Here is a 20,305-nt window from a genome sequence, read left to right on the forward strand (position 1 = left end):
CACCGCTGTCCTGGGTGGGGCGGCCCCAGGCCCCGCAGGCATCGCGTCGCTCTGACGATTACACTGGGCGCGTGCCTCAACTACGTCTCGCCCTGAACCAGATCGACTCCACCGTCGGCGATCTCGCCGGGAACGCCGAGGCGATCGTCCACTGGACCCGGCACTCCGCCGAGCAGGGGGCGCATCTCGTCGCGTTTCCCGAGATGGCGCTGACCGGGTATCCCGTGGAGGACCTCGCCCTGCGGTCGTCCTTCGTCCAGGCCTCGCGGGACGCGCTGCACGCGCTCGCCGCCCGGCTGCGGGACGAGGGCTTCGGGGAGTTGCCCGTCGTCGTCGGCTATCTCGACCGCACCGAGGAGGCCAAGCCCCGCTACGGCCAGCCCGCGGGCGCACCGCGCAACGCCGGCGCCGTGCTGCACCGGGGCGAGGTCGTGCTGACGTTCTCCAAGCACCACCTGCCCAACTACGGCGTGTTCGACGAGTTCCGTTACTTCGTGCCGGGCGAGACCCTGCCGGTCCTGCGGGTGCACGGCGTCGACGTCGCCCTCGCCATCTGCGAGGACCTCTGGCAGGACGGCGGCCGCGTGCCCGCCACCCGCAGCGCGGGGGCCGGCCTGCTGCTCTCCATCAACGCCTCGCCGTACGAGCAGAACAAGGACGACCAGCGGCTGGAGCTCGTGCGCAAGCGGGCGCAGGAGGCCGGCTGCACCACCGCGTACCTCGCGATGATCGGCGGGCAGGACGAGCTGGTCTTCGACGGCGACTCGATCGTCGTCGACAAGGACGGCGAAGTCGTCGCGCGCGCCCCGCAGTTCGCCGAGGGCTGCGTGGTCCTGGACTTGGAGCTGCCCGCCGCCGCCCCCGTGCCGCCGTCCGGCGTCGTCGACGACGGGCTGCGCATCGAGCACGTCACGGTCTCCGAGGAGCCCCTGCCCGCGTACGAGGCGGAGCTCACCGGCGGGTACGCCGAGCGGCTGGACGACGACGAGGAGGTGTACTCGGCGCTGGTCGTGGGCCTGCGGGCGTACGCCGCGAAGAACGGCTTCAGCAGCGTCCTGATCGGGCTGTCCGGCGGCATCGACTCGGCGCTCACCGCCGCCATCGCGTGCGACGCGCTGGGCGCGCGGAACGTGTACGGGGTGGCCATGCCGTCCCGTTACTCGTCCGAGCACTCCATCGGCGACGCGGAGGAGCTGGCGCGCCGCACGGGGCTCAACTTCCGCACGGTGCCGATCGCCCCGATGTTCGACGCGTACATGGGCTCGCTCGGGCTGACCGGGCTCGCCGAGGAGAACCTCCAGTCGCGCCTGCGCGGCACGATGCTGATGGCGATCTCCAACCAGGAGGGCCACATCGTGCTCGCGCCCGGCAACAAGTCCGAGCTGGCGGTGGGCTACTCCACGCTCTACGGCGACTCCGTGGGCGCCTACGGCCCCATCAAGGACGTCTACAAGACGTCGATCTTCCGGCTCGCGGAGTGGCGCAACCGCGCCGCGCAGGAGCGTGGGCAGACGCCGCCCATCCCGGAGAACTCCATCAGCAAGCCGCCGAGCGCGGAGCTGCGCCCCGACCAGGTCGACACGGACTCACTGCCGGACTATCCGGTCCTCGACGCCATCCTTGAGCTCTACGTCGACCGGGACCAGGGCGCCGACGCGATCGTGGCGGCGGGCTTCGACCGGGAGCTGGTCACGAAGACGCTGCGGATGGTGGACACGGCGGAGTACAAACGCCGCCAGTACCCGCCGGGCACGAAGATCTCCGCGAAGGGCTTCGGCAAGGACCGCCGCCTCCCCATCACCAACCGCTGGCGCGAGACCGCCTCCGGCTGAGGCCGGCGGCCCCGGGGAAGGCGTCGACGACGGCGCGCCACCGGCCGCCGGACCGCTCAGCGGTGGGACGGCTCCCGGTGGTGTGTCGTGCCGGTGGCGACCAGGCGCGCCGGCGTCGACTGCGGCGTGGCCCGGCGGTCGACCGCGTAGGCCGCCGCGGCCACCGCGAGGCCGAGGACCGCGAGGACCGCGCCCGTCACCGCCGGTGACGTCACGCCGAAGCCCGCCGCCAGGGCGAGGCCGCCGATCCAGGCGCCGCCCGCGTTGGCGAGGTTGAACGCCGCCTGGTTGGCGGATGAGGCCAGGGACGGGGCCGCCGACGCCTTCTCCATGACCATCAGCTGGAGCGGCGAGCCCGTGGTGAACGCCGCCATGCCGAGCAGCATGACCGCGAGCGCCGCGCTCCACCCGGTGCTCATGAGCAGCGGGAAGAGGGCGAGGACCGCGGCCAGCGCGATCAGGCCGCCGAAGAGCGTTCCCCGCAGGGAGTGGTCCGCGAGCCGGCCGCCGAGGAGGTTGCCCGCGGTGGCGCCCACGCCGAACAGCGCCAGCAGCAACGTGACGCTGGATTCGGCGTAGCCCGCGGCGTCCGTCAGCATCGGCGTGATGTAGCTGTACGCCGCGAAGAGCGCGCCGAAGCCCGCGACGGTCGTACCGAGCGCCAACCACACCGGGACGCTGCCGAGCGCCCGCAGCTCGCCGCGCAGGCCCACCGCGTCGCCGTGGCCATGGTCGGCCGGGACCAGCAGGGCGAGCGCGGCGATGGCGACGAGGCCGATCGCGCTGACCGCGAGGAACGTGGCGCGCCAGCCGAGCTGCTGCCCCATGGCGGTGGCGACCGGCACGCCGACGATGTTGGCGACGGTCAGGCCGAGGAACATGAGCGAGACCGAGCGGGCCTTGCGCTCCGGGGCGACGAGCCCCGTGGCGACGACCGCGCCGACGCCGAAGAACGCGCCGTGCGGCAGTCCGCTCAGGAAGCGCGCGGCCAGCAGCGACGTGTTGTCGGGGGCCACGGCGGACAGGGCGTTGCCGACGACGAACAGCACCATCAGGCCGATGAGGACCCGGCGGCGCGGCAGCTTCGCGGTGACGGCGGCGAGCAGCGGGGCACCGATGACGACGCCGAGCGCGTACGCGGAGACGAGGTGCCCGGCGGTCGGGATGGATATGTGCAGGTCGTCCGCGACGTTGGGCAACAGGCCCATCATCACGAACTCGGTCGTGCCGATGCCGAAGGCGCCCACGGCGAGGGCGAGCAGGGCCAGGGGCATGAAGAAGTACCTTCCACGGAAGCGGGGGAACAGCGAGAGAGCGAGAGGGAGAAGCGAGAGGGGAAGAGCGGGGGAATCCGTAAGTTTACGTACGGAACAAAGTCTCGCGTACCCAGTATTCCGTGGGGTCAAGAACGAACGACCGGGACGTTACGAGGAGAGGTCCACCCGCGCCGCGATCGGCAGGTGGTCGCTGCTCGTCTCCGGGAGCGTCCAGGAGGAGACCGGCTCGACGCCCTTGACCATGATCTGGTCGATGCGCGCCATCGGGAACGACGCGGGCCAGCTGAAGCCGAAGCCGTTGCCCGCCGCACCCTGGGTGGAGCGCATCTGGGAGGTGACCGCGTTCAGCGCGCGGTCGTTCATGGTGCCGTTGAGGTCACCGAGCAGGACGACCTTGCCGAGCTGCTCGTCGGCGATCGCCTCGCCGAGCGCGTCGGCGCTGTTGTCGCGCTGGTTGGCGGTGAAGCCCGCGTCGAGCTTGACGCGCACGGACGGCAGGTGCGCGACGTAGACGGCGACGTCACCCTTGGGCGTCTCGACCGTCGTACGCATCGCGCGGACCCAGCCCAGCTTGATGTCGACGGGCCTCGTGCCGGAGATGGGGTACTTGCTCCACAGCCCGACGGTGCCCTCCACCGCGTGGTACTTGTACTGCCGCGACAGCGCCCTCTCGTACGTGGGGACGGCGTCGGCGGTCAGTTCCTCCAGGGCGATCACGTCGGCGCCGGACGCGGCGACGTCCTGGGCGGTGCCGGTCGGGTCGGCGTTGTCCGCGTTGACGTTGTGCGTGGCGACCGTGAGATCGCCGCCGGTGCCCGACTTGTCGCTGATCAGGCCGCCGAACGAGTTCAGCCAGATGACCACCGGCAGCAGCAGCGCGATCAGCGCGGTGGCGGACTTGCGGACCACCGCGATCACCAGCAGTACCGGAACGAAGACGCCGAGCCACGGCAGGAACGTCTCGGTCAGGCTGCCGAGGTTGCCGACGTTGTTGGGGATCTGCGCGTGGAAGAGCATCACCAGCGCGATGAGCACCGCGGCCCCCGCGGTGACCAGGCCGCGCTTCCAGATGCCCGGGTCGCCGCGCCAGCCGTCGAGCAGGCGCCGGAACCGGGATTCGGGACGCTCCGGCCCCGAGCCGTCGCTGCCCGTCTCCGTCATATACGCCTGCGCCATACCCTCGTCGCCTCACTGCCTGCCGTGCACACCGTCGGTCCGCCCCTGAAACCCTAGGGGATGAACGGTGTCGTCCCTGCCGTCCACGACGGCCGTACAGGCACCAGGACGATCGGGGCGGCGCGACAGGTTCCTGAACAGCACGGGACAGCGGGTGCTGTGACGAAACCCGCATACTCCCGTCGGCCCCGCCGCGCCATCAGACCTGCGGCCTCAGCCCTTCGAGGACCGTGTCGACGATCCGCTCGGCGAGGCCGTCGTCGAGCGGCGCGTCGGGCCGCATGACCGTGCGCACCAGCATCGGCCCGACCATGAGGTCGTTGGCCATCTCGATGTCCACGTCCGCACGCAGCTCGCCGTCCGCGACGCCCCGCCGCAGCACCTCGTAGGTGGCGCGGCGGCGGGGGTCGACGACAGTGGTGTGGTACGCCGCCCAGAGTTTGGGCAGGGCCTTCATCTGCGCGAAGACGTTGTGCAGCAGGGCCGAGGAACGCATGTTCAGGCCGCGCCTGCGCAGCCCCTCCAGGAGGCAGACGAGGTCGTCGCGCATCGAGGTGCCGGGCAGCTCGGGGTCCGGCTCCTCGAAGACGCGCAGCACGTCGACGAAGAGTGCCTCCTTGCCGTCCCAGCGCCGGTAGATGGTGGCCTTGCCGACGCCCGCGGTCCGGGCGATGCGCTCGATGGACAGTTCGGTGAGCGGCACGCCCTCCTCCAGGAGCCGCACCACCCCTTCGATGATGGCCTGCTCCACGGCCTCGCTCCGGGGACGGCCCCGGGGGGCCTTCGCGTGTGCGTCCCCCTTGGCGATGTGGACCACGTCGTCTCCGTCTCTCTCCGCGCCGGCTGCCGGGGCGATTCTCCCTCAACGGCCGGCGACACCCACCGGCTCGGCCTCCCGCTCCTGAGGGCCGGGCTCCGCCGGCGTACGTCCCGGCAGGAACAGGAAGACGACCACCGTGCCGATCGCGGCGACGCCCGCGCCCCACAGCGCCGTGACGTGCATGGCGTGCAGGAACGAGTCGTTGGCGGCCGTCACGAGCGGCTCGCCCCGCGGACCGAGCTTCGCCGCGACGCCGAGGGTCGCCTCGATGGACTCGCCCGCGGTGTGCCGGGCGCCGGCGGGCAGCAGCGCCAGTTTGTCCTCGACGCCGTTGCGGTACGCGGTGGACAGCACCGAGCCGAGGACGGCGATGCCGAGCGCGCCGCCGACCTGCCGGAAGGTGTTGCTGAGCGCGGAGGCCGAGCCGGCCTTCTCGCGCGGCAGGGCCTGCATGATCACGACACTGGTGGGCGTCATGATGTGCGCCATGCCGGTGCCCATCAGGAAGAAGATGACCTCCAGGACCCAGATCGGCGTATCCGCGTCGAGGAACGAGAAGGCCGCGAGGGTCGCCATCACCAGGAGCAGGCCGCCGGTGCACACGGCCCGTACGCCGAACCGGTCGACGACCAGGCGGGCGCGCGGCGCGAAGACGAGCTGGGCCACGGCGAGCGGCAGCATCAGCAAGCCGGTCTGGAGCGGCGAGTAGCCGCGCACGCTCTGGGTGTAGAAGACCGAGAAGAAGGTGACGCCCATCAGCGCGAAGAAGACGAGCGCGATGGCACTGATCGCCGCCGAGAACACCTTGTTCTTGAAGTACGAGATGTCGACGGACGGGTGGTCGCAGCGCTTCTCGTACAGCACGAAGACGACGAGGACGGCGAGGCCCGCGAGGACGGTGCCGAGCACGGCCGGGTCCGTGAAGTCGGCGAGCTGACCGCCCTTGATGATGCCGTAGACGAGCAGGACGAGGCCGACGACGGAGAGCGCGACGCCGACGAGGTCGACGCGCCCCGGCTTCGGATCGCGCGAGTCCGGCACCAGCCACACCATGAGGGCCACCGCGACGATCACGATCGGTACGTTGATGAGGAAGACCGAGCCCCACCAGAAGTGGTCGAGCAGGACACCGCCGGTGATCGGGCCGATGGCGATGGCGAGGCCGACGCCGCCCGCCCAGATGCCGATGGCCTTGGGCTGCTCGTCGCGCTCGAAGACGTTCATCAGGACGGCGAGCGTGGCCGGCATCACGAAGGCCGCGCCGAGGCCCATCACCGCGCGGAACGCGATGAGTTCGACGGGTGAGCCGGACTGTGCGGCGAACGCCGATCCGATGCCGAAGACGATGAGCCCCGCGAGCAGGACCTTCTTGCGGCCGAGCCGGTCGCCGAGCAGCCCGGCGGTGAAGAGCAGGCCCGCGAAGACCAGCGTGTAGGAGTTGATCGCCCACTCCAGCTCACCCTGGGTGGCGCCGATGCCGGTGGGTTCGGGTGTGGAGATCGTCTTGATGGCGACGTTCAGGATCGAGTTGTCGAGGACGACGATCAGCAGGCTGAGCATGAGCACGCCGAGGATCGCCCAGCGGCGCCGGTGCACGGCTTCCGGTATGCGGGGAGGGGTGGGCGAGGGAGAGGTTGACATGGGATCCACCGTAAACCCGTTTCGATACGAGACCGTCTCGTATTGGAAAGAATTTACCCGGCCCCGGGGCCCCCTAGCCGCCGGGCGCCACCTGGTGCCACCATGGAGGTGATCCGGGGACGCCGTCAGGGCGCCTCGAGATGACAGAAGGAGCCGTTGCGATGACGCAGCTCTCGGCTGCCCAGAAGAGCACCGAAGCCCCCGCGAGCCCCGACAGCAGCAAGGCGCTGTACGGCGGCAAGGGCACCCGGCGCATCACCGTGCGCGACATCACCGCCGCCAAGGAGCGCGGCGAGAAATGGCCGATGCTCACCGCCTACGACGCGATGACCGCGTCCGTCTTCGACGAGGCGGGCATCCCCGTCATGCTCGTCGGCGACTCGGCGGGCAACTGCCACCTCGGGTACGAGACCACCGTGCCCGTCACCCTCGACCAGATGGCCATGCTGTCGGCCGCGGTCGTGCGGGGCACCTCGCGTGCCCTGATCGTCGGCGACCTGCCGTTCGGCTCCTACCAGGAAGGCCCCGTCCAGGCCCTGCGCTCGGCGACCCGCCTGGTGAAGGAGGCGGGCGTCGGCGCGGTCAAGCTGGAGGGCGGGGAGCGGTCACTGGCCCAGACCGAGCTGCTGGTCCAGTCCGGCATCCCTGTCATGTCCCACCTCGGACTCACCCCGCAGTCCGTGAACACCATGGGCTACCGCGTCCAGGGCCGCGGCGACGAAGCGGCCCACCGGCTGCTCAACGACGCCAAGGCCGCGCAGGACGCCGGCGCGTTCGCGGTCGTCCTCGAACTGGTCCCCGCGGAGCTCGCCGCCGAGGTCACCCGCTCCCTGCACATCCCGACCGTCGGGATCGGGGCGGGCGCCGAGTGCGACGCGCAGGTACTGGTCTGGACGGACATGCTGGGCCTCACCGGCGGGAAGATGCCGCGGTTCGTCAAGCAGTACGCGGACCTGCGGGGCGTCATGACCGACGCGGCCAAGGCGTTCGCCGACGATGTGGTGGGCGGGGCGTTCCCGGCGGCGGAGCACGCGGTCCACTAGGCGTGGGGCCCTGGCCGCGGGTCGCTGCGCGGCCTGGCGGTACACATGACCACCGCGGTACAACGGCAGCCCGTCGATAGTCCCCCGTCGACGGGCTGCCCCCTTTTGCCGACGCCCCCGGTGCCCTCGGACTGCCCCTTTAGCCGGGGTCCCGGCAGCTGCCCCTTTGGGTCGGTGTCCCGGCGGCTGTGTCCTGTCCCGCCGCTGCGCGGCGGATGCTTTCCCACCCACCCACCCGTTTACCCGGCGGCGGAGACAGGACTGTAGGAACACCCACGATCGGCGCGAAGCGGCGGGACAGGGGGCGGCTGGCGAGCAACGGGCGGGCGGGAGGGAAACACCCGGCGCGAAGCGACGGCACAGGGGACAGCCGCCGAGCAACGGACGGGCGGGCGGGAAACACCCGGCGCGAAGCGACGGGACAGGGGGCAGCTGCCGAGCAACGGGCGGGTGGGAGGGAAAACACCCGGCGCGAAGCGGCGGGACAGAGGGCAGCTGCCGAGCAACGGGCGGGTGGGAGGGAAAACACCCGGCGCGAAGCGGCGGGACAGGAGGCAGCCGCCGAGCAACGGGCGGGCGGGAGGGAAACACCCGGCGCGCAGCGACGGCACAGGAGGCAGCCGCCGAGCAACGGGCGGGCGGGAGGGAAAACACCCGGCGCGAAGCGGCGGGACAGGGGGCAGCCGCCGCGCAACGGGCGGGCGGGAGGGAGACATCCGGCGCGAAGCGGCGGGACAGGGGATACCCCCGGCCCACATCCCCCCGTACAAACCCTGTCGGCAGGATGTCGGCGGTTTGTCGGTGCCGCATGGCACCTTGTACCGCATGACGCGAATCGACAAGAACCCCGACAGCGCAGGGAGCGCGGTCACCGTAAGGGGACTGGTCAAGCACTACGGCGAGACCAAGGCACTGGACGGCGTGGACCTGGACGTACGCGAGGGCACCGTCCTCGGCGTACTCGGCCCGAACGGCGCCGGTAAGACCACCCTCGTACGCTGCCTGTCCACCCTGATAACTCCGGACGCCGGCACCGCCGTCGTCGCCGGGTACGACGTGACCCGCCAGCCCCGCCAGCTCCGCCGGGTCATAGGCCTGACCGGCCAGTACGCCTCGGTGGACGAGAAGCTGTCGGGCCGCGAGAACCTGTACATGATCGGGCGGCTGCTCGACCTGTCCCGCAAGGAGGCCTGGTCCCGGGCCGACGGCCTGCTCGAGCGGTTCTCCCTCACCGAGGCCGCCAAGCGCCCGGCGAACACGTACTCCGGCGGTATGCGCCGCCGCCTCGACCTGGCCGCCTCCATGATCGGCAGCCCGGCCGTCCTCTACCTGGACGAGCCGACGACCGGCCTCGACCCCCGCACCCGCAACGAGGTGTGGGCCGAGGTCAAGCGGATGGTCGCCGACGGCGTCACCGTGCTGCTGACCACCCAGTACATGGAGGAGGCCGAGCAGTTGGCCTCCGAGCTGACGGTCATCGACCGCGGCAAGGTCATCGCAAGCGGCGGCATCGACGAGCTGAAGGCGAAGGTCGGCGGCCGCACGCTGCGGATCCGCCCGGTCGACCCGCTGGAGCTGCGCCCGCTGGCGAACACCCTGGACGACCTCGGCCTGACCGGTCTCGCCACGTCCACCGTGGACATCGAGTCCGGCACGGTCCTCGTCCCCATCCTCAGCGACGAGCAGCTGACCGCCGTGGTCGGCGCGGTCTCCGCGCGCGGCATCACGATCGGTTCGATCGCCACCGAACTGCCCAGCCTGGACGAGGTGTTCCTCTCCATCACCGGCCAGAAGGCCGGCGCCCCGCAGGACGCCCGCCCCGAACTCGAGGAGGTTGCCGTATGAGCAGCACCACTCTCACGCCGCCGCCCCTCGCCAAGGGCCAGGAGGCCGACGCCCGCATAGGCCCGCGCGCCCACGTCCGCCACACCGGCGCGCTGGTGCGCCGAAATCTGCTGTGGATACGCCAGGACCCGGAGTCGATGTTCGACGCGGTCCTGATGCCGATCGTCTTCACGCTCCTGTTCGTGTACGTCTTCGGCGGTTCGATCGGGCAGGCGCTCGGCGGCGGTCAGGACAAGTACGTGCAGTACGTGGTCCCCGGCATGATGGCGATGATGAGCATGAACATCGCCATGGCCGTCGGCACCGGCTTCAACCAGGACTTCCAGAACGGCATCATGGACCGCTTCCGCACCCTGCCGATCGGCCAGGGTTCGGTGCTCTTCGCCAAGATCGTGGTGGAGGTGATCCGGCTGCTCATCGCGACGACGATCATGATGATCGTCGGTGTCCTGGTGGGCTTCGACATCACGAACTGGGGCGGTCTGTTCGCCGCGGTGGGCCTCTCCACGCTCTTCGGCACGGCCATCATGTGGATCTTCCTGGTCCTCGGCGTCACGATGAAGAGCGCCCAGTCCGTGCAGGCGATGGGCTTCCTCGTCCTGATGCCGCTCCAGTTCGGTTCGTCGATCTTCGCGCCGACGAAGTCGATGCCGGGCTGGCTCCAGGCCTTCACCGACTACAACCCGCTGTCCGCGCTCGCGGACTCCGCGCGCGGCCTGATGATCGGTGGCCCCATCGCGCACGACATCTGGGTGACGGTCGGCTGGTCGGCGGCGCTGACACTGGTGATGGCGCCGATCGCCATCCACAAGTTCCGCACCAAGAACTGATCAGCGGCTCGGCGCCGTTGCCGTGCACAGGGCGGTGGCCTCGTCGAGTGTGAGGTCACCGCCCTCGGCGTACGCGGCCTCGTACGCGGCGGCGCCGAGCGCGGCGCGGGCGAGCCGGGCCGCGTCCTCGTGGATCTCCCGCTCCATCGCGTTCGGGAAGTGGCCCGCGGGGTGCTCCCGTTCGGCCACCGCGAGCAGCCGGGCGGCGTCGGCGGCGCGGCTGCCGCCGTCCAGCCCGGCCAGCGCGCGGGCGGCGATGCGCAGTTGGACGGCGACGCCGTGCGGCGCGACCATCAACGACAGGGGCGCGCGGGCCTCCTGGATGGCGACGCGTGCCACGGCCACGCCCTCGGCGCACCGGCCGTCGAGAGTGTCCAGCCAGGCCTGGAGGCCGAGCACGAAGCTGTCGAAGACGGTGTAGCCGACCACGGTGATCTCCTCGCGCAGCCACCGCAGGTGTTCCCGTGCCTCGTCGAGGCGGCCGGTGCGGCCGAGCGCGCCGAGGAGGAAGAGCCGGGCCGCGGGCACGGCCTCACCGGTGTGCGCCCGGCCGCTGCCCGCGAGGACGTCCCGCAGTATCGCCTCGCCCCGCTCGAAGCCGTCGGCCGATTCCATCAGGGCCGAGCCGAGGCGGGCCCTGAGCACCTCCACCTGACTCTGGGCGCCCAGCTGTTCGGCGTAGGCGATGGCGGCCTCGTAGTCCTCGGCGGCGAGGGCGAACCGGCCGCAGCGCTCCCGTGACTCGCCCCGCGCGGAGAGCGCCTCGGCGATGCCCCACGCGTCGCCGAGCCGGGTGAAGCCCCGCAGCGCCTCGTCCGCGTCACGGCTCGCCTCGCCCGCCCGGCCGGCGTGGCTCGCGAGGATGTTGGCGCGCATCTGGAGGGCGCCGGCCAGCTCCCAGGCGTAGCCGAGCTCCCGGCAGGTCTCGACGGTCTTGTCGAGCGTGGCGCGCAGCATGTCCGCGTCGCCGCCGAGCATCACGGCGAAGAACCAGAGGCTGCCCGGGATGCGGCAGGTCTGCGGCAGTCCCGGCCGGTAGGCCTCCCGGATGCCGCGCAGCCGCTCCTCGGCCTCCGGGGTCTGCCACGCGTCCATGTCCATGTCCATGCAGGCGAGGTCGAGGAGGCGTACGCCGCGGCGCGCCTCGTCGAGGACCTCGGGGCGCATGGGCGGGGGCGCGGCGGTGCACGGTTCGTCGAGCGGGGGCGCGGGGACGACGGGCGGGGCGAAGGGGTCGGGGCCGAGGGCCATGGCGTCGCGGGACCAGTTTCGGGCCTCCAGGCGCAGCCCGCGGATCTCCCAGAACCAGCACAGGGACAGGACCAGGCAGAGCGTCTCCTGTTCATCGCCCGCGGCCACGGCATGCCGCAGGGCGGTGCGCAGGTTCTCGTACTCGATTTCGAGGCGCTCGACGGCGGTGAGCTGTCCGCTGCCGCGCAGTTCGGGGTCGGTGGTGCGGGCGAGCTCGCGGTAGTGCACGAGGTGCGCGCGTTCGGCGTCGGCGCGGTCCCCGGCTTCGTCGAGCCGCTCGCCCGCGTACTCGGCGACGGTTTCGAGCAGCTGGTAGCGCATGCCCGCGCCGGGCAGCGGCGAAGGGGCGGCGACGACAAGGGACTTGTCGACGAGGGACCCGAGCGAGTCGGCGACGTCGTACGGGCTGTCGCCGCTGGCGCCGTTGTTGTCGCTGTTGTGGCTGTTGCCGCTGTTGTGGCTGTTGTGGCTGTTGTCGCTATCGCCGTGCGCGCAGACCGCTTCGGCGGCGGCGAGGTCGCAGCCGCCCGCGAAGACGGAAAGCCGCCGCAGGACGGCCCGTTCGGGGGCGTCGAGCAGGTCCCAGGACCAGTCGACGACGGCCCGCAGGGTCTGCTGGCGGGGCAGGACGGTGCGGGCGCCGCTGGTCAGGAGCCGGAAGCGGTCGTCGAGGCGGTCGGCGATCTGGCGGAGGGTGAGCAGTCGCAGGCGGGCGGCGGCCAGTTCGATGGCGAGCGGCAGGCCGTCGAGGCGCCGGCAGATCTCGGCCGCGGCGGCCGGGTCTTCGTCCACGGTGAACCCGGGCCGGGCGGCGGCCCCACGCTCGGCGAACAGCCGCACCGCGACGGGCTCGGGCAGCGGCTCGACGGGCCGCAGCGACTCGCCGGGGACCCCGAGGGGTTCCCTGCTGGTGGCGAGGACGGTCAGGCCGGGGCAGCGGCCGAGGAGTTCGTCGGCGAGGCGGGCCGCGGCCTCCACGACGTGTTCGCAGTTGTCCAGGATGACGAGCATGCGGCGCCCGGCGCAGTGCTCGACGAGCCGGGCGACGGGGTCCTCGCCGTGCCGCTCCGACAGGGCCCGCATCTCCTCGGCGCCGGCGCCGCGCAGCACGGTCTCGCGGGCGCCGAGCGCGGTCAGGACGGCCTCGGGGACGTCCGCCGGATCCTCCACGGGCGCGAGTTCGGCCAGCCACACGCCGTCCGGGACGTCGGCGGCGAGGGTCTCGGCGGCCTCCTGGGAGAGCCGGGTCTTCCCGGCGCCGCCGGGCCCGAGCAGCGTGACGAGCCGGGCGCGCGTGAGGTCGGCCCGTAGCGCCTCGATGTCGGCCTCGCGCCCGACGAAGGAGGTGAGGCGGGCGCGGAGGTTGCCGGGCGGCCGTGGCCGTGGCCGTAGCGGCTGTACCGGCTCTGCCGGCTGCGGCTCGGCAGCCCGCGGCGCGACAGGCCGGCCGTGCAGCAACTCCGCGTGCAGCGCCTGGAGTTCGGCGCCTGGGTCGACTCCGAGCCGGTCCGCCATGCCGCGCCGTATGTCCTCGTACGCGGCGAGCGCCTCCGCCGGGCGGCCGGCGTCCCGTAGGGCGCGCAGCCGCAGGGCCTGGAGCGGCTCGTCCAGGGGGTGGGTGCCGCAGAGGGCGGTGAGTTCGGGCAGGACCTGTTCCGCCCGGCCGAGTGCGAGAGCCGCGGCCAGCCCGGCGCGGCGGGCGTCGAGGCGGCGTGCCTGCCAGCGGGCGGCGTCGGCCGCGCGGTCCGGCAGGTCGGCGAGGGCCTCGCCGCTCCACAGGGCGAGCGCTTCGTCGAGCAGGGCGGCCGCCTTGGCCGGGTCGCCGTCGGCCAGGGCGCGGCCGCCCTCGCCGACCAGCCGGTCGAAGCGGAAGACGTCCACGTCGTCGGGGCTCGCGCACAGCCGGTAGCCGCCGTCCACCGAGGCGACGCGGTCGGCGCCGAGGATCCTGCGGAGCCGGCCCACCAGCGCCTGGAGGGCGCCGCTCGCGTCGGCGGGCGGCTCGGCGCCCCATACCTCGTCGACCAGGACCGCGGCGGGCACCGCACGGTCCGCGCGCAGGGCGAGCGCCGCCAGGAGGGCGCGCAGGCGCGCACCGCCGATGGGAACGGATGTTCCGTCGGCGCGGACAGCTCGGGTCGTCCCGAGAACGCGGTAACGCACCGGCCCATTGTCCCTTCCGCGCGTGGCCGCCGTGCGCCGTGCGCCCGTCCGAGGGCCCCGCGCCGCTCGACTCCCCTGCCCCCGCGCGCCGTTCAGGCTTCGCGGACCTCCAGCTCCACCAGGACGCCGGTCTCCTCCCGCCGGTATCCCGGCCCCTGTGTCGTACGGGACCGCTCCTCCGCCTGGAACCACTTCGGGCACGACTCGACGGGGCGCAGCCGCCGCTCGCCGGGCACCGGCTGGTACGTCCGCGAGCCCTCGGCGGTCTCGGCGAAGCCCTGCGTGACGATGTGGATGGCACGGACCCTGCCGACCGTGTCCGGCCACCGGCCGCCGTGCCGCTCGACGGTGAGCAGACCGGTGAGCCGGACGGGCTCGGGCGGGCTGGGGGCCGGGCGGTTCCACGGGACGGTGATGCCGTGGGCCTGGACGACCGCGGGCTCCCACGGCTCCTCGAAGCCGCCCTCGCCGTCGGCGTCTTCCCCGCCGGCGCCCTGACTCTCGACGTCCTCCCCGCCGGCGCCCTCCCCGTCGGCACCCTGACTCTCGGCGCCCTCCCCGCCAGCGCCCTCCCCGTCGGCGCCCTGGCTGTCGGAGTCCTGACTGTCGGGGCCCCCGAAGCCGCCGTCGTCCACGAAGCCGCCGTCGTCCACGAAGCCGCCGTCGCCCTCGAAGCCGCCGCCCTCGAAGTCACCGTCGCCCTCTAGGTCACCGTCGCCCTCCGCCCAGTCCCCCTCCAGCGCGTCCAGCCGCACCACCGGGCCCTCGATCTCGCTGCGGTCGGCCGCCCAGGCCGCGTCGTCCAGGCGGTCGCCGTCGACCCGCAGCGGCCACGCCACCTCGTCCCCCACGGCGAACGGCTCCCCGCAGCACTCCATCTGCCAGTCCTCGTACATCACCTTCCACAGCGCCATGACCCCAGCTTCCCCGGAACTCCCCGGCATGTGCGAGACGTTTTCGCCGTACGCCCGCTACGGTCGGGCAGACCCGCGACCCCAGGAGCCCCGCCCCATGACCACCGCCCCCATCCGACGCTCCGACCGGCGGATCAGTCCCGTCTTCCTCGGGATCGCCGCCGTCACGGCGGTCTCCGGCTGGGCCACCTGGACCGGCTTCTCGGACAATCCCGGGCTCGCCGTGTTCCTCTTCGTGACGGCGGCCTGGATCGTCTCCCTCTGCCTGCACGAGTACGCGCACGCCCGCACGGCCCTGCACAGCGGCGACATCTCGATCGGCGCGAAGGGCTACCTGACGCTCAACCCGCTCAAGTACACGCACGCGCTGCTCAGCATCGTGCTGCCCGTCGTCTTCGTGATCATGGGCGGCATCGGCCTGCCCGGCGGCGCCGTCTTCATCGAGCGGGGCCGGATCCGGGGCCGCTGGAAGCACAGCCTGATCTCGGCGGCGGGCCCGCTGACGAACGTGCTGTTCGCGGTGGTCTGCACGGCGCCGTTCTGGCTGGGCGCCCTCGACGGCGTGCCGGACGCGTTCCGCTACGCCCTCGCGTTCCTCGCCCTGCTCCAGGTCACGGCGGCGATCCTGAACTCGCTGCCCATCCCGGGCCTCGACGGGTACGGCGTGATCGAGCCCTGGCTGTCGTACAGGATCCGGCGGCAGGTGGAGCCGTTCGCGCCGTTCGGGCTTCTCGCGGTCTTCGCGGTGCTGTGGATCCCGGAGGTCAACGGCGCCTTCTTCGACGCGATCGACGCGATCCTGCGCGGCCTCGGCGTCGACGAGTGGGACACCTACTGGGGCCGGGACCTGTACCGCTTCTGGGACGGCACGGAGGAGGTCCCGCCGCCGCTCAGCCCGTAGGGGCGGACGTGCCCCCGCGCAGCTTCGCCCGCCGCAGGTAGAACCACGCCATGTTCGACGAGAGCCCCGCGAGCAGCACCCATACGATCCCGAGCCAGCTGCCCTGCACGAAGGAGATCACGGCGGCGGCGACGGCGAGCGCGCAGACCACGAGGGCGTACAGAGCGAGGCGGGGCATGGGGGTCGGCTCCTGTCGGGGCGAGGCATGGCTGACGTACCCCTCCAGTGTCCCCCATGCCTCCTGTCCCCCATGCCGCCGCCCGCCCCGCCACGTCCCTCCGGGTTCCTACACGTCGGTGACCCGCAGCCCCGCGTGCGCCTTGTAGCGGCGGTTGACGGAGATCAGGTTGGCGACCAGGGACTCCACCTGGTGGGCATTGCGCAGCCGGCCGGCGAAGACGCCGCGCATGCCGGGGATACGGGCGGCGAGCGCCTGCACGACGTCCGTGTCGGCGCGGCTCTCGCCGAGGACCATGACGTCGGTGTCGATCTCCTCGACGTCGGCGTCCTGGAGCAGCACGGCCGACAGGTGGTGGAAGGCGGCCGTGACGCGGGAGTCCGGCAGCAGGGCGGCGGCCTGCTCGGCGGCGCTGCCCTCCTCGGGCTTGAGGGCGTAGGCGCCCTTCTTGTCGAAGCCGAGCGGGTTCACGCAGTCGATCACGAGCTTGCCGCGCAGGTCCTCCCGCAGCGCTTCGAGGGTCTTGCCGTGGCCCTCCCACGGCACGGCGACGATCACGATGTCGCTGCGCCGGGCGCACTCCGCGTTCTCGGCGCCCTCGACGCCGAGGCCCAGCTCGTCGGCGGCGGCCTGCGCGCGCTCCGCCGCGCGGGAGCCGATGATCACCTTCTGGCCGGCGCGGGCGAGGCGGTAGGCGAGGCCGCGCCCCTGGTCGCCGGTGCCGCCGAGGACACCCACGACGAGCCCGGACACGTCGGGCAGCTCCCAGGGATCCTTGGCCGGGGCCTTGGCGGGAGCCTTCTGCGCACTGTCCGCGGCACTGTTCGCGGCACTGTCTGTAGAGGTCATGGGGCGACCTTACTCACCGGTCACAGCCGGCTACACGAGTTCCCCCAACGGGATCCGGCGGAAGGTGATCGTCTCGTACGCGCTGAAGTCGCCCGTCTCGTAGAGGAGCCCGACGCTCTCCTCGTCGAGGCGTACGAGATCGGAGTACGCGGCCGGCAGCCCGTCGACCGTGTGGGCGGTCCGCCAGGTGGTGCCGGAGTCGGTGGAACGGCGCACGGTCATCAGGGCGCGGAAGCCGGGGTCGGCGGGACCGGAGAAGAGGAGTACGTCGGGGTCACGCACCTGGAGGACGCTGCCCTCGACCACGGGCCCGGTGAGACCGGCCTGCGGGCGGAAGGGCCTGACGAGGCTGCGGCCGCCGTCGCGGGAGTGGGCGTCGGCGCGGTTGCCGGGGGCCGGGGAGTCGTTGCGGGTGTTGAAGTACAGGCGTCCGTCGGGGAGTTCGGCGGCGGTGGTCTCGTTCACGTTGATGTAGCCGTTGGTGTTGTCGTCGGTGTAGCCGATGCTCCAGGTGGCGCCGGAGTCGTCGCTGAGCAGGCAGTGGCCGCCGTTGTACTTGCCCTCGGTGCCGTTGTCCGTCCCCGTCGGCGGCAGGGAGTGGTTGGCGGGGACGACGACGCGGCCGGTGGTGAGCTGGATGGCGTGGCCGGGTGTGGTGGCGTACCACCGCCAGTTCGTCTTCTTCACCTGGCCGGTGATCTCGCGCGGGGCGGACCAGGTGCGGCCGTCGTCGTCGCTGTGCTGCACCCACACGCGCCGCCCGGCGGCCGCGGAGACCTTGCCGCGGCGGATGGCGTCCTCGGTGGCGGAGGCGGCGTTCCTGACGTGGACGAGCAGGATCCGGCCGGTGGCGAGGACGACGGGGGCGGGGTTGCCCGCGAGGTCGGTGCCGTTCTTGCCGACGGTCTGGAGCGGGCCCCAGGTGCGGCCGCCGTCGAAGGAGCGCTTGAGGACGATGTCGATGTCGCCGAAGTCCTCCTGGGAGCCGACGCGGCCCTCGCAGAAGGCGAGGACGGTGCCGCGGGCGGTGGTGACGACGGCCGGTATGCGGAAGCTCGCGTAGCCCTCGCGGCCCGCGCGGAAGGGAACAGACGTCTCATAAGTCATCCCCCGCCCTTCCCCACTCCGGGGGAATTCCGGGTGAACTCCCGGTCACGACTGACCTGTCGGGGCAAGATGCGGCGCCATGGACGCCGTACGGGTGGCACTGTTGCGCGAAGTGCTCGCGGGGACCGAGTGGCTCGGCGCCACGCGCCGCTTCGCGGGGTCCCTGCGGTCGTCCGTGGTGCCGCACGGCGGCGGACTGCTGCTCGTCGGGACCCGGGCCTACGAACCCTGGCATCTGGCCGCCCACCTGGTGGACGAGGCGGCCTGGTCCGGCACGCCGGAGCTGACCCCCACTCTCGTACGGCACCGGGTCCTCGCCTCCGATCCCGCGCACCTGTCGACCGGCCTCGGCCGGATCGAGGCCGCGCGGCGCGGCGAGACGCTGCTGGTCGTGGCGCCGGAGGCGCCGGACGCCGGGTTGCTCACGCGGGTGCACGACGCGCGGCGGGCCGGGGCGACCGTGCTCGCGCTCGGCTCCGGCGACCGGGACCTGAGCGCCCTGTCCCACGAGGCGCTGGCGGTCCCCGGGGAGGACTCCGGAACGGCACACGACCTCGATCTGGACACGGTGCAGCACCTGGTGAGCGCAGCCGCCGGGGAGAACGCGCTGCCCGTGGCGCGGGGGCGCCGCCGCTTCCGCGACCGGCTCTCGCGCCTCGCCGATCAGCTGACGTCACCGCCGCCGACGCGGTGGTGAGCGGTCCCCGCGCCGCGGAAATTCGGTTGCCCGGTGCGCCGGGCGGCGCTGAACATGAGTTCTCGTGCCTCTCTCCGCGATCCTGCCCGACCTCTCCCCGTGGCGCTCCACGCGTGACTTCCGGCTGCTGTGGGTGCAGGGGCTCGTCACGTACTTCGGCAGCTTCATGGCGATGGTCGCGCTGCCGTTGCAGATCAAGGAGCTGACGGACTCGCCGCTCGCGGTGGGGGCGATGGGCGCGGTGGAGCTCGTGCCGCTGATCGTCTTCGGGCTGTACGGCGGCGCCCTCGCCGACGCCGTGGACCGGCGCAAGGTGATCCTCCTGAGCGAGGCCGCGCTGGGCCTGCTGGCCGTGGTCCTACTGGTCAACGCGCTGCTGCCGTCCCCTCTGCTGTGGCCCCTGTACGTCGTCGCGGCCGGCGTCTCGGCGCTCGCCGGGCTGCAACGCCCGGCGCTCGACTCCCTGATGGCGCGGATCGTGCCGCACGACCAGCTGACGGCGGCCGCGGCGCTGAACTCGTTCCGCTGGAACGTGGGCGCGATCGCAGGCCCGTCGCTCGCGGGTCTCGTCGTCGCGTTTGCCGGGCACGCGTCCGCGTACGCCGTGACGGTGGTCGGCTTCACCGTCTCGGTCCTGCTGTGCACCCGGCTCTCCCCGGCGCCCGCCGCGCGCGACGCGCAGAAGCCGTCGCTGAGGGGCCTCGCGGAAGGCGCGCGGTACGCGTGGTCGCGGCCGGTACTCCTCGGGACGTACGCGGTGGACATGGCGGCGATGTTCTTCGCCTACCCGAACGCGGTCTTCCCGTTCCTCGCGGACGAGCTGGACGCCGAGTGGTCACTCGGCCTGATGTACGCGGCCGGGGCGGTGGGGTCGCTGCTGCTCGGCCTCACCAGCGGCTGGACGTCGCGGGTGCGGCGGCACGGGCTGCTCGTGGTGTTCGGGGCGGCGGGGTGGGGGCTCGCGATCACGGCGGCGGGCTGGTTCGCGAACGTGTGGGCGGTGCTGGGGTGCCTGGCGCTGGCGGGCGCCGGGGACATGCTGAGCGGCCTCGGCCGCTCCACCATCTGGAACCAGACGATCCCCGACGAGCTGCGGGGCCGCCTCGCCGGCATAGAGGTGCTGTCCTACAGCGTCGGCCCGCAGCTGGGGCAGGTCCGCGCGGGCGCGGCGGCGGGCTGGACCGGCACCCGGTCCGCCATCTGGTCCGGCGGCGTCGCCTGCGTGGCCTCGGTCGCCGCCCTCGCGGCGGCGCTGCCGCGGCTCGTCTCGTACGACGCCACGACGGACCCGGACGCGAGGCTCCGCCGGCAACGGGACGCGGCGAGGGCGACGGCGACGCCGTAGCTTCCGGGGCGTCGCGGGGCCACCGGGCTCACGGGGCTACCGGGAGCCTCCCGGGCGTCCGGGGCCTCGGGGGCATCCAGGCCCCCACCCCCGGCCCCTCGCAGCGGACCGCGCGGGCCCCGGACCACCCCGTCCCGCCGGAGCCCCGGCGGGATCAGTCGTCCTCGCCGCGCCCCACCGTGTCGTGCCACCGCGGGTCGTTCTCCCATTCGAGGTTCCGCTCCGCGGCCGTCCGCATCGCCTGTTCGGCGTCCGCGCGCGAGGCGTAGGGGCCCATCCGGTCCTTGCCGGGACACTCGGGGCCCTCTTCGACCTTCTTGTGCTCCAGGCAGTAGTACCACTCGCCCGGCTTGCCGACCGTCCGCTTCTTGAACAGCGCCATGACCGCCCGCTCCCGTCATCCGTTCCGGTCCCGCTCTCTGACGCCATGCTGCCC

General features: G+C 72.7%; 16 protein-coding genes and 1 pseudogene. 7 read left to right on the forward strand and 10 right to left on the reverse strand.

Annotation, left to right across the window (positions count from 1 at the left end; translation table 11 throughout):
* Positions 1 to 71 precede the first annotated feature (71 nt).
* The gene (locus tag ACF062_RS02550) at positions 72 to 1,832 is read left to right on the forward strand and encodes an NAD+ synthase (protein WP_392134690.1); all 1,761 of its coding nucleotides are present in this window, start codon (positions 72 to 74) and stop codon (positions 1,830 to 1,832) included.
* 56 nt (positions 1,833 to 1,888) lie between these two features.
* On the opposite strand, the gene ACF062_RS02555 is transcribed toward ACF062_RS02550, so the two are convergent.
* The 4 genes from ACF062_RS02555 to ACF062_RS02570 form a co-directional block, all read right to left on the reverse strand.
* Positions 1,889 to 3,106 carry an MFS transporter gene (locus ACF062_RS02555; RefSeq protein WP_392134693.1) on the reverse strand — a complete coding sequence of 406 codons (1,218 nt, stop codon included), beginning with the start codon at positions 3,104 to 3,106 and terminating at the stop codon, positions 1,889 to 1,891.
* A 150-nt stretch (positions 3,107 to 3,256) separates the two neighbouring features.
* Entirely contained in the window at positions 3,257 to 4,285 is a 1,029-nt protein-coding gene (locus tag ACF062_RS02560) for an endonuclease/exonuclease/phosphatase family protein (RefSeq protein WP_392134696.1), read from the reverse strand.
* Between the two features lie 199 nt (positions 4,286 to 4,484).
* Positions 4,485 to 5,036, reverse strand: coding sequence for a TetR/AcrR family transcriptional regulator (locus tag ACF062_RS02565; protein ID WP_392134699.1), 552 nt, complete (start codon positions 5,034 to 5,036; stop codon positions 4,485 to 4,487).
* A gap of 111 nt (positions 5,037 to 5,147) precedes the next feature.
* Positions 5,148 to 6,746, reverse strand: a complete 1,599-nt coding sequence (locus ACF062_RS02570; RefSeq protein WP_392134702.1) for an MFS transporter — start codon at positions 6,744 to 6,746, stop codon at positions 5,148 to 5,150.
* Between the two features lie 161 nt (positions 6,747 to 6,907).
* Between ACF062_RS02570 and panB the strand changes: the two genes are divergently transcribed.
* The 3 genes from panB to ACF062_RS02585 all read left to right on the forward strand — a co-directional run bounded on the left by panB (position 6,908) and on the right by ACF062_RS02585 (position 10,464).
* Positions 6,908 to 7,789 carry a 3-methyl-2-oxobutanoate hydroxymethyltransferase gene (gene panB, locus ACF062_RS02575; RefSeq protein WP_223774280.1) on the forward strand — a complete coding sequence of 294 codons (882 nt, stop codon included), beginning with the start codon at positions 6,908 to 6,910 and terminating at the stop codon, positions 7,787 to 7,789.
* 825 nt (positions 7,790 to 8,614) lie between these two features.
* Positions 8,615 to 9,634 (forward strand): ATP-binding cassette domain-containing protein, encoded by a 1,020-nt coding sequence (locus ACF062_RS02580; protein WP_392134706.1) that lies wholly within the window; start codon positions 8,615 to 8,617, stop codon positions 9,632 to 9,634.
* On the forward strand, positions 9,631 to 10,464 hold the full coding sequence (locus ACF062_RS02585) for an ABC transporter permease (RefSeq protein WP_223774282.1): 834 nt from the start codon (positions 9,631 to 9,633) through the stop codon (positions 10,462 to 10,464). The genes ACF062_RS02580 and ACF062_RS02585 overlap by 4 nt, the downstream gene beginning before the upstream one ends.
* Here ACF062_RS02585 and ACF062_RS02590 read toward each other — a convergent pair whose 3' ends face one another.
* Positions 10,465 to 13,878 (reverse strand): BTAD domain-containing putative transcriptional regulator, encoded by a 3,414-nt coding sequence (locus ACF062_RS02590; protein WP_392134709.1) that lies wholly within the window; start codon positions 13,876 to 13,878, stop codon positions 10,465 to 10,467. It lies immediately after the preceding gene.
* A 92-nt stretch (positions 13,879 to 13,970) separates the two neighbouring features.
* Positions 13,971 to 14,792 (reverse strand): DUF6578 domain-containing protein, encoded by an 822-nt coding sequence (locus ACF062_RS02595; RefSeq protein ID WP_392134712.1) that lies wholly within the window; start codon positions 14,790 to 14,792, stop codon positions 13,971 to 13,973.
* A gap of 97 nt (positions 14,793 to 14,889) precedes the next feature.
* Between ACF062_RS02595 and ACF062_RS02600 the strand changes: the two genes are divergently transcribed.
* On the forward strand, positions 14,890 to 15,693 hold the full coding sequence (locus tag ACF062_RS02600; protein WP_392134715.1) for a site-2 protease family protein: 804 nt from the start codon (positions 14,890 to 14,892) through the stop codon (positions 15,691 to 15,693).
* On the opposite strand, the pseudogene ACF062_RS02605 reads toward ACF062_RS02600, so the two are convergent.
* The 3 genes and pseudogenes from ACF062_RS02605 to ACF062_RS02615 form a co-directional block, all read right to left on the reverse strand.
* A pseudogene (locus tag ACF062_RS02605) lies at positions 15,683 to 15,929 on the reverse strand (hypothetical protein). The gene ACF062_RS02600 and the pseudogene ACF062_RS02605 overlap by 11 nt on opposite strands.
* Before the next feature lie 50 nt (positions 15,930 to 15,979).
* Positions 15,980 to 16,720 (reverse strand): NADPH-dependent F420 reductase, encoded by a 741-nt coding sequence (npdG, locus tag ACF062_RS02610; RefSeq protein WP_392134718.1) that lies wholly within the window; start codon positions 16,718 to 16,720, stop codon positions 15,980 to 15,982.
* A gap of 30 nt (positions 16,721 to 16,750) precedes the next feature.
* Positions 16,751 to 17,827, reverse strand: coding sequence for an exo-alpha-sialidase (locus ACF062_RS02615; RefSeq protein ID WP_392134721.1), 1,077 nt, complete (start codon positions 17,825 to 17,827; stop codon positions 16,751 to 16,753).
* Positions 17,828 to 17,906: 79 nt separating this feature from the next.
* On the opposite strand from ACF062_RS02615, the gene ACF062_RS02620 reads away from it, so the two are divergent.
* A complete protein-coding gene (locus tag ACF062_RS02620; protein WP_392134724.1) occupies positions 17,907 to 18,524 on the forward strand; it encodes a hypothetical protein in 618 nt (205 codons plus the stop codon).
* Between the two features lie 64 nt (positions 18,525 to 18,588).
* Positions 18,589 to 19,869: an MFS transporter gene (locus ACF062_RS02625; RefSeq protein ID WP_392134727.1), complete on the forward strand. Its 1,281-nt coding sequence runs from the start codon at positions 18,589 to 18,591 to the stop codon at positions 19,867 to 19,869.
* Positions 19,870 to 20,023: 154 nt separating this feature from the next.
* Here ACF062_RS02625 and ACF062_RS02630 read toward each other — a convergent pair whose 3' ends face one another.
* Positions 20,024 to 20,251, reverse strand: coding sequence for a hypothetical protein (locus ACF062_RS02630; RefSeq protein ID WP_223774291.1), 228 nt, complete (start codon positions 20,249 to 20,251; stop codon positions 20,024 to 20,026).
* Positions 20,252 to 20,305 lie beyond the last annotated feature (54 nt).

Origin of the sequence: Streptomyces sp. NPDC015345 (assembly GCF_043078805.1) — a bacterium.
GTDB lineage: Bacteria > Actinomycetota > Actinomycetes > Streptomycetales > Streptomycetaceae > Streptomyces.

Excerpts from the sequence above, each read along its gene's own strand:
- ACF062_RS02555 (WP_392134693.1), bottom strand. The coding sequence starts at position 3,106 with ATGCCCCTGGCCCTGCTCGCCCTCGCCGTGGGCGCCTTCGGCATCGGC.
- ACF062_RS02560 (WP_392134696.1), bottom strand. The coding sequence starts at position 4,285 with ATGGCGCAGGCGTATATGACGGAGACGGGCAGCGACGGCTCGGGGCCG.
- ACF062_RS02570 (WP_392134702.1), bottom strand. The coding sequence starts at position 6,746 with ATGTCAACCTCTCCCTCGCCCACCCCTCCCCGCATACCGGAAGCCGTG.
- panB (WP_223774280.1), top strand. The coding sequence starts at position 6,908 with ATGACGCAGCTCTCGGCTGCCCAGAAGAGCACCGAAGCCCCCGCGAGC.
- ACF062_RS02580 (WP_392134706.1), top strand. The coding sequence starts at position 8,615 with ATGACGCGAATCGACAAGAACCCCGACAGCGCAGGGAGCGCGGTCACC.
- ACF062_RS02585 (WP_223774282.1), top strand. The coding sequence starts at position 9,631 with ATGAGCAGCACCACTCTCACGCCGCCGCCCCTCGCCAAGGGCCAGGAG.
- ACF062_RS02595 (WP_392134712.1), bottom strand. The coding sequence starts at position 14,792 with ATGGCGCTGTGGAAGGTGATGTACGAGGACTGGCAGATGGAGTGCTGC.
- ACF062_RS02600 (WP_392134715.1), top strand. The coding sequence starts at position 14,890 with ATGACCACCGCCCCCATCCGACGCTCCGACCGGCGGATCAGTCCCGTC.
- npdG (WP_392134718.1), bottom strand. The coding sequence starts at position 16,720 with ATGACCTCTACAGACAGTGCCGCGAACAGTGCCGCGGACAGTGCGCAG.
- ACF062_RS02615 (WP_392134721.1), bottom strand. The coding sequence starts at position 17,827 with ATGACTTATGAGACGTCTGTTCCCTTCCGCGCGGGCCGCGAGGGCTAC.
- ACF062_RS02620 (WP_392134724.1), top strand. The coding sequence starts at position 17,907 with ATGGACGCCGTACGGGTGGCACTGTTGCGCGAAGTGCTCGCGGGGACC.
- ACF062_RS02630 (WP_223774291.1), bottom strand. The coding sequence starts at position 20,251 with ATGGCGCTGTTCAAGAAGCGGACGGTCGGCAAGCCGGGCGAGTGGTAC.